The organism is Enterococcus sp. NBRC 3427 (genome assembly GCF_007996925.1).
GTDB lineage: Bacteria > Bacillota > Bacilli > Lactobacillales > Enterococcaceae > Enterococcus_B > Enterococcus_B lactis.
This window is the reverse complement of sequence record NZ_BJLL01000087.1, coordinates 1-7,077: the sequence shown is the minus strand read 5'-3', so window position 1 is coordinate 7,077 and position 7,077 is coordinate 1. Positions and strand designations below refer to the sequence as shown.

Here is a 7,077-nt window from a genome sequence, read left to right as displayed (position 1 = left end):
GAAATCAGCGTCCTGATCTGAGTATTAGAGAAAGAAAACGGCAAAATAGTTCCTCATATTTTGCCGTTTTGTGAGCTGATACCGAGAAGTCATGATCCTCTCGTCTAACTCCGAGTCGCAAGGAATGAGTTCAAAAAATAGCTTTTCTCTACAAAAACTACATAAAAAATCCTATGTTTTTTGTTAAAACTATTTGTTTTTTTCAAAAGTATGTTACAGTAATTTCCCAAGGAGGTTTTACAGAAATGAATTTTGTTGCCATGGATTTTGAAACTGCCAATCATCAGCCTTATAGCGCTTGTTCTCTTGCGTTAGTCATGGTAAAAAACAGCCAAATCGTCGATGAATTCTATACATTGATACAGCCTGAAACTCCTTTTTTCTGGCGAAACGTCCAAATTCACGGAATCCATCAAGAAGACGTACGCAATGCGCCAAAATTTCCAGAAGTCTGGCAAACTATCCAACCATATTTTCAAAAAAATCGTTTAGTCGTTGCACATAATGCTGCTTTTGATACAAAGGTCTTAGCAGGTTGTTTAGATTATTACCACCTCGAACAGCCTAATTATCTTTCTTTATGTACAGTGAAAAGCAGTCGTCGCTTGTTCCCTGAATTTCCAAATCATCGATTGAACACTGTGTGCGAAAATTTGAACATCCAATTAGATCATCATCATGATGCATTGGAAGATAGTCGTGCGTGTGCGGAAATCCTGCTTTATCAAGAAAAAAAATTCGGGACAGATCCATTGAAAAAACTCGTGACTATAAAGTAAAACAATCATTTACTTATGAAACGCACAAAGAGGTTGTGAAATCAGCGTTTTGACCTGAGTATTAGCTCAAAAAAATGGACTGCGACACGACTTTTGTCACAGTCCATTCGTGCGTTTTTCTGCCTTCCCAAAAGGTTGACAGTTTCTTAACTCTTTTCTTATTTTTTCTATTCAATCAAATAACTCATTTTATATACATCTAAAAATTCACCTAAATCTGTTCTTGCCCCTCTAGGCATGACCGCTTCGATTTGGAAACCCATTTTCTGGTAAAGGTGTACGGCTCTTTCATTACGAACTTGAACATCCAGCTCCAATCGAAAAAGTACACCCATTTCCTTCGCCCAATTGATGATTTCTTCTAACATAAGAGTACCTAGTCCCATTCCCCAATATTCCTGCAGGATACTGATACCGACTTCTCCCACGTGAGATAAACGAAATTGACTGTCTGCTTTGACTGATGCTGTTCCAACAATCGTCCCCTCATTGATAGCAAGCAACAATAAATTATTGTTGCTTTCGTACATATAACCCAACTCTTCTGCTAAAGTTTCTGGGGGTAAAAGAAGTTCTGCTTCATCTAAAGCTAAAAATTCTGTCTCGCTATTGACTTGTTCCATCATCGAAAGAATATCTTTTGCATCTTTTGGCACTGCTTCCCGCAAGATGATTCCAATTTCTTCACTCATGGTTTTCAACCCATTTTTCTAGGATTCGCTGTTTGAATGTTTCACTTTGTTCCCCATATGAGACTAATTTCACATAACGCTTTTCTAAATCTGTATCACTTTTTTCTAAAATCAGTTCCAAATAATCTTCTGGCAGTGCTTCTTCTAATAGATTTCCCCATTCGACAACGGAAAGCCCATCTCCTTCAAAATATTCATCTAACCCTAAGTCAGCTCCGCTAGTTGCTACCCGATAAATATCCATGTGATACAACGGAATCCTGCCTTGATTATATTCTCTAATAATCGTGTATGTCGGACTTTTGATCATTTGCGTTATTCCCAGTCCTTGGGCGATACCTTTCGTCAATGTTGTTTTACCCGCACCTAGATCACCAGTCAATATCAGATTATCACCTGGCATGGCGGAATGACCAATTGCCTCTGCAAATTGTTCTGTCATTGTTAATCCTGATAGTTCGATCATTTTTCATCTTCTCCCGCTCTTCTTTCTTTTTGCCAGTATATCGCGTAATGAAGTTTTTTTAAAGAAAAAAACGAACTAGTCAAGAACAGCAGCTGCCGTTTTTGGACTAGTCCGTGTGTATTTGTTAATCAATCAATGTTTGTGCTGCTGTGATAATCGATAATTTATATACGTCTTCTTCATTTGCTCCACGAGACAAATCAGAAACCGGTTTGTTCAAACCTTGCAAGATTGGTCCGATTGCTTCAAAGTTACCGAAACGTTGAGCAATTTTATAGCCAATATTTCCTGATTGCAATTCTGGAAATACAAAGACTGTTGCTTGACCAGCTACTTCTGAATCTGGCGCTTTTAGTTGTGCAACTGAAGGAACATAAGAAGCATCAAATTGCAATTCGCCGTCGATCAAATATTGCGGTGCTAGTTTTTTAGCGATTTTAGTGGCTTCAACTACTTTGTCTACTTCTGGCGATTTCGCTGAACCTTTTGTCGAGAAGCTCATCATCGCCACTTTTGGTTCGATATCGAACAGTTCAGCTGTTTTTGCAGAATCTACAGCGATTTCCGCCAATTCTTGTGCAGTTGGATTCACATTGATCGCACAATCAGAAAAGACGTATTTTTCTTGGTCTCTTCCACGTACCATGATCATCGCACCACTTGTCCGACTGACACCAGGTTTTGTTTTGATGATTTGAAGTGCTGGACGAACAGTGTCACCAGTCGAATGGATTGCTCCAGAGACCATGCCGTCTGCAACACCCATATACGTAAGCATCGTGCCAAAGTAATTTACATCTTTTAAAATCTTTTCTGCTTGTTCTTTGGATGCCTTTCCATTTCTACGTTCGACAAAAGCATCTACCATTTCATCCCACTTATCATAAGTATCAGGACTAATGATCGTAAAACTAGATGTTTTGATTCCTCTTGCATGTGCTGCATTTCTTATTTCTTCTTCGTTTCCTACTAAAATGGGTTCCACCAGTTCTTCTGCTTTCAACCGGGCAGCTGCACCTAAAATTCGAGCATCAGTAGCTTCCGGGAAAACGATTTTGATCCCACGGCGAACAATCTTAAATCTTAAACTATCAAACAATTCCACAAGATGACCTCCAGACATTTTTATATGTATTATCATACACTATTCCATAAAAAAAGAACAGTTTATTTTATCTGTATCAGTCAAAAATGCCGGAAAAATGAAGTTTTTCACATACATGGCAAACTGCGCTATAACAGGAAAGCGCTGTTTTATTACACTGTTTCAGGCAGCTGCCAATCAATCGGTTCTTCTCCTAACGCAAGGAGTGCATCATTCGTTTTTGAGAAGGGTTTGGAACCAAAAAAGCCACGGCTTGCAGATAGCGGACTGGGGTGTGGAGATGTAATGATGATATGACGGCTCTTATCGATCATTTTGATTTTTTCTTGCGCCGGTTTTCCCCACAAGATAAACACGATTGGTTTTTCTCGTTCATTTAATTTTTCAATGATCGTGTCTGTTAATCTTTCCCAACCTTTCCCGCGATGTGAATAAGCTTGCCCTTCCCTAACAGTAAGGACAGTGTTGAGTAAGAGGACTCCCTGTTTAGCCCATGATACTAGGTTTCCATGTTGAACAGGTACGATACCAAGATCATCATGAAGCTCCTTGTAGATATTTCTTAAAGATGGCGGGATCTTCACGCCGGGCTGCACAGAAAAAGATAATCCATGAGCTTGGTTTTCTCCATGATAAGGATCTTGTCCTAAGATCACTACTTTGACTTCTTCATAAGGAGTCAATTCCAACGCTTCATAGATATGATACATATCTGGATGAATCTTTTGGGTCGCATATTCTTTCTTTAAAAATTCTCTTAGATGCAGATAATAATCTTTTGAAAATTCTGAGGACAAAACTTCTTGCCAACTGTTATGAATGATTTCTTTCAAAACCTCCACCTCCTAATAAAAAGAATAACTCACATTTTCTTCAATCACAAGGGACAATCTTCCCCCTCAGCACTTGATTAATATGGTAAACTAGGAACAAGAAGCAGAAAGGAACGATAATCATTATGATCAAATTAATTGCATCAGATATGGATGGCACATTATTAGATGCCCATATGAGTGTTTCTCCTGAAAATGCCGAAGCGATACGTTTTGCAAACGATGCCGGCGTTGAGTTCATGGTCGCTACTGGACGAAACTATCAAGAAGCTCGCGCCGCTTTGGATGAAGTAGGAATCGATTGTGCGATGATCACTTTGAACGGGGCACAAGTATTTGATAAAGAAGGAAATTCCTTGTTTACCGTATCCATCCCAAATAATCAAGCAACCTCTGTTTTGGATATTTTAGACGCTAACGGTATTTACTATGAAGTAGCAACCAACGATGGTCTTTATTCTGAAAATCAAGCGAAGCGGATCGAAAGTTTTGCTTCCATGGTCGCTACCCATTTACCTCACCTTACGTATAAAATGGCGATTGCCATGGCCTCAGCTAAGCTGGAGTTGCTGCACATCACATATGTAGACAGTATTCGTACCATTTTGGAAGAAAAGAATCTGGAAGTCTTGAAAATTATCTGTTTTCATACAGAAGGACCTGCTGTGTTAGGACCAGTTGGTAAGCAGATTTCTCTTTTAGGCGATTTAGCTGTCACTTCTTCTGGTCAAAACAATATTGAAGTGAACCATAAAAACGCTCAAAAAGGGATTGCCGTTGCCCATGTCGCGCATGAGCGTGGCATTTCTTTAGAAGAAGTCATGACGATTGGTGATAATTTCAATGATGTCAGCATGCTGCAAGTGGCAGGAGTCAGTTTTGCAATGGGAAATGCAGAAATCGAAGTAAAAGATTATGCTAAATATACAACGGACACGAACCTTGAATCTGGCGTAGGAAAAGCCATATTGCGCGCGATTGCAGAAGACTTATAGTTTTATCTAGAAAAGAGGGATATAGATGTCAGAATTTTTCATTCAGGAAAAACAGCTTGGACGTGCAACTCGGACAATCGTCAAAAACGAAAAAGGGCATTCCCTGTTTTTGATGGTTGGTCGCTGGGGAACAAAGGGCGATGCGTTGTCTCTTTATGCCATGAATGGCGATCTTGTTGCCCACATCAAGCAAATAAGCCTGACATTCGGTACACGTTTTGAGCTGTATAAGGAGTTCGAAAAAGTGGGAACCATGCAGAAAATATTCAATTGGCCCGGTGATTTTTATTATATTCGTAGGCTTCACTGGACAGTCCAAGGTGATATCTATAATCATCAATATCAAATCCATCATTTCAATCAACAAATCATGAAGATGGATAAAGCTACGCTTTTTTCAGGAGATTACTATGTACTGGATATCTCAAATGATGAAGATGCTCCTGTTTGTATTTGTATTGCTGCGGTTTTAGATTACTGGCTTTACCGAAAGAACAAAAACAAAGAAAAGCCTTTATCCTATCGATTTGATGTGAATTAGAAAAAATAAAAGTAGCATGAAAGCAAGCTAACAATAAACAAACTCAAAATCTAAGTCAAAATGAAGAATCTACGATATTGGGAGTCGTTACTTGATCTAGTAACGACTCCCAATATTTCTTATCAATAATAGAAAATACCAAAATTCCCCACGAAGCAGAGGTATTCAAACACTCTTGATGAACTAAAAAAGTGCTATTTCATCCATCTATATTCTCCTATCACATATTAAGACTTTAATCGACCGATAGGACATCCTCCATTCGATCTGACCGTCCCTCTGTATATCCCTACATACCAGAATCTTCCTGTAGCAAAATCTTTGTCGTAAGACCAACTTTGTAAATATAATTGCCCACAATAAATACCATCATTATATATAATTGTATTTGTTAGACCGCTTAAAGTAGCCGACCGTCTTGTATGGTAGATAACTTTACTACCTCTGCTATTGATAGTACTCATTACTTGCTCAGCACTTAAATCATTTGTATCGGCATGTATTTTTTGTGAAAAAGCGGTTAATCCCCATATAACCATTGTTAAAATAAATAAGTTCTTAAAATTTTTCATTTATATATCTCCTTCCCTGAAATTTATTTTTGAAAGAATCGGTAAAGGTAAGGAATGGTGATAAAAATATCCCTCATAATATCCTCGAGTTCCATTTGAAACAGGCATTTCCCTATATTTTCCAAGCCAACCTCGATAGGCTCCGGATTGGAAGAATGCAACAGCTGGAGCAGGATTTCCAGTCGTTGTCCATCCACTTGTCCAATAACGTGTCAATATAGCTTGCGGAGAAATAGTGATAAACTTCATTTGATTGAAATCAAAAATAGTAGTTTCTACAATGTGAGAAGGAACATCCTCACCATAGCTAAAATCTTTTGCTTCAGCATGGACACCGTTATTACTTAATAAAAAAACAGCAACGGACAGTAAAAAACAACTAGATAAAAAAACATTTTTAATCATAAAAAACCTCCATTTATATTTTTACACTCTGATTTATAAATAGAATTTTTATGCACATCAAACAAAACTTCAATTATATTACCATTATTTTATAAATATGGTAAAATATTAGAAAAATAGAGATTTAAGGAGAGGATCACATGAAAAAAAGTTATTAAAAAGAACTATTTATACATCACATTTGTTATTATTATTCATAATCAGCGGTTGCAATTCGAATTACAATAAAATAACTTATGTCACAATAGAACAAATTACAGCTAATGGAACCTTACAAACTAGAGGAACTTATATTTTAGATAATGGGTATTTAGAAATCAGTAAAGAATTTAAACAAAATATAAATTTAAATACCTCTCCAACAAAATTGTTAAGCGAAACCGATCGACTGTTACTGGCTGAAATGATTAAAGAAGACTTTCCTTCCGAAACTATTTCTACTGATAATCCAGAATTACTGCAAAGTTTCAACAGGAAAGTCAAAAATGGAAAAGTGGAAATCGATTCTGATAATAAAAAAACTTATCTAATCGGAAAAGATTACAAAAAGGAATTTACATGGGTAGCTGACAATCAAGCAAGGCTAAAAGATTCATTCGGAGTCGAATACAATTTTACAACAGATAGCAAATAGGACTGTGACAAAAATCGTGTCACAGTCCTTTATTTCGAACAAACGGTGTTCAAAA

10 protein-coding genes are annotated in these 7,077 nt (G+C 37.4%); 4 read left to right on the top strand and 6 right to left on the bottom strand.

Translation table 11 applies throughout. The annotated features are described in order from the left end of the window. Window positions 1–245 precede the first annotated feature (245 nt). A complete protein-coding gene (locus ESP02_RS12600; protein ID WP_002291442.1) occupies window positions 246–779 on the top strand; it encodes a 3'-5' exonuclease in 534 nt (177 codons plus the stop codon). A 167-nt stretch (window positions 780–946) separates the two neighbouring features. Here ESP02_RS12600 and ESP02_RS12595 read toward each other — a convergent pair whose 3' ends face one another. The 4 genes from ESP02_RS12595 to ESP02_RS12580 all read right to left on the bottom strand — a co-directional run bounded on the left by ESP02_RS12595 (window position 947) and on the right by ESP02_RS12580 (window position 3,875). After that, a complete protein-coding gene (locus tag ESP02_RS12595; RefSeq protein ID WP_002375316.1) occupies window positions 947–1,471 on the bottom strand; it encodes a GNAT family N-acetyltransferase in 525 nt (174 codons plus the stop codon). Further along, entirely contained in the window at window positions 1,464–1,937 is a 474-nt protein-coding gene (gene tsaE / locus ESP02_RS12590; RefSeq protein WP_002375318.1) for a tRNA (adenosine(37)-N6)-threonylcarbamoyltransferase complex ATPase subunit type 1 TsaE, read from the bottom strand. The genes ESP02_RS12595 and tsaE overlap by 8 nt, the downstream gene beginning before the upstream one ends. A gap of 124 nt (window positions 1,938–2,061) precedes the next feature. After that, complete coding sequence (pta, locus tag ESP02_RS12585; protein WP_002312157.1) at window positions 2,062–3,042, bottom strand: phosphate acetyltransferase; 981 nt, start codon at window positions 3,040–3,042, stop codon at window positions 2,062–2,064. 152 nt (window positions 3,043–3,194) lie between these two features. Next, window positions 3,195–3,875, bottom strand: a complete 681-nt coding sequence (locus ESP02_RS12580; protein ID WP_002308387.1) for a uracil-DNA glycosylase — start codon at window positions 3,873–3,875, stop codon at window positions 3,195–3,197. A gap of 125 nt (window positions 3,876–4,000) precedes the next feature. Between ESP02_RS12580 and ESP02_RS12575 the strand changes: the two genes are divergently transcribed. Together ESP02_RS12575 and ESP02_RS12570 are read left to right on the top strand one after the other, a co-directional pair. Beyond that, window positions 4,001–4,870 carry a Cof-type HAD-IIB family hydrolase gene (locus ESP02_RS12575; protein WP_002312156.1) on the top strand — a complete coding sequence of 290 codons (870 nt, stop codon included), beginning with the start codon at window positions 4,001–4,003 and terminating at the stop codon, window positions 4,868–4,870. 25 nt (window positions 4,871–4,895) lie between these two features. Beyond that, complete coding sequence (locus ESP02_RS12570; protein WP_002375323.1) at window positions 4,896–5,411, top strand: LURP-one-related/scramblase family protein; 516 nt, start codon at window positions 4,896–4,898, stop codon at window positions 5,409–5,411. A 227-nt stretch (window positions 5,412–5,638) separates the two neighbouring features. Here ESP02_RS12570 and ESP02_RS12565 read toward each other — a convergent pair whose 3' ends face one another. Together ESP02_RS12565 and ESP02_RS12560 are read right to left on the bottom strand one after the other, a co-directional pair. Beyond that, entirely contained in the window at window positions 5,639–5,983 is a 345-nt protein-coding gene (locus tag ESP02_RS12565) for a hypothetical protein (RefSeq protein WP_002375324.1), read from the bottom strand. Beyond that, the gene (locus tag ESP02_RS12560; RefSeq protein WP_038398469.1) at window positions 5,984–6,388 is read right to left on the bottom strand and encodes a hypothetical protein; all 405 of its coding nucleotides are present in this window, start codon (window positions 6,386–6,388) and stop codon (window positions 5,984–5,986) included. It abuts the gene before it with no gap. A 181-nt stretch (window positions 6,389–6,569) separates the two neighbouring features. On the opposite strand from ESP02_RS12560, the gene ESP02_RS12555 reads away from it, so the two are divergent. Continuing rightward, window positions 6,570–7,022 (top strand): hypothetical protein, encoded by a 453-nt coding sequence (locus tag ESP02_RS12555; protein ID WP_002375328.1) that lies wholly within the window; start codon window positions 6,570–6,572, stop codon window positions 7,020–7,022. Window positions 7,023–7,077 lie beyond the last annotated feature (55 nt).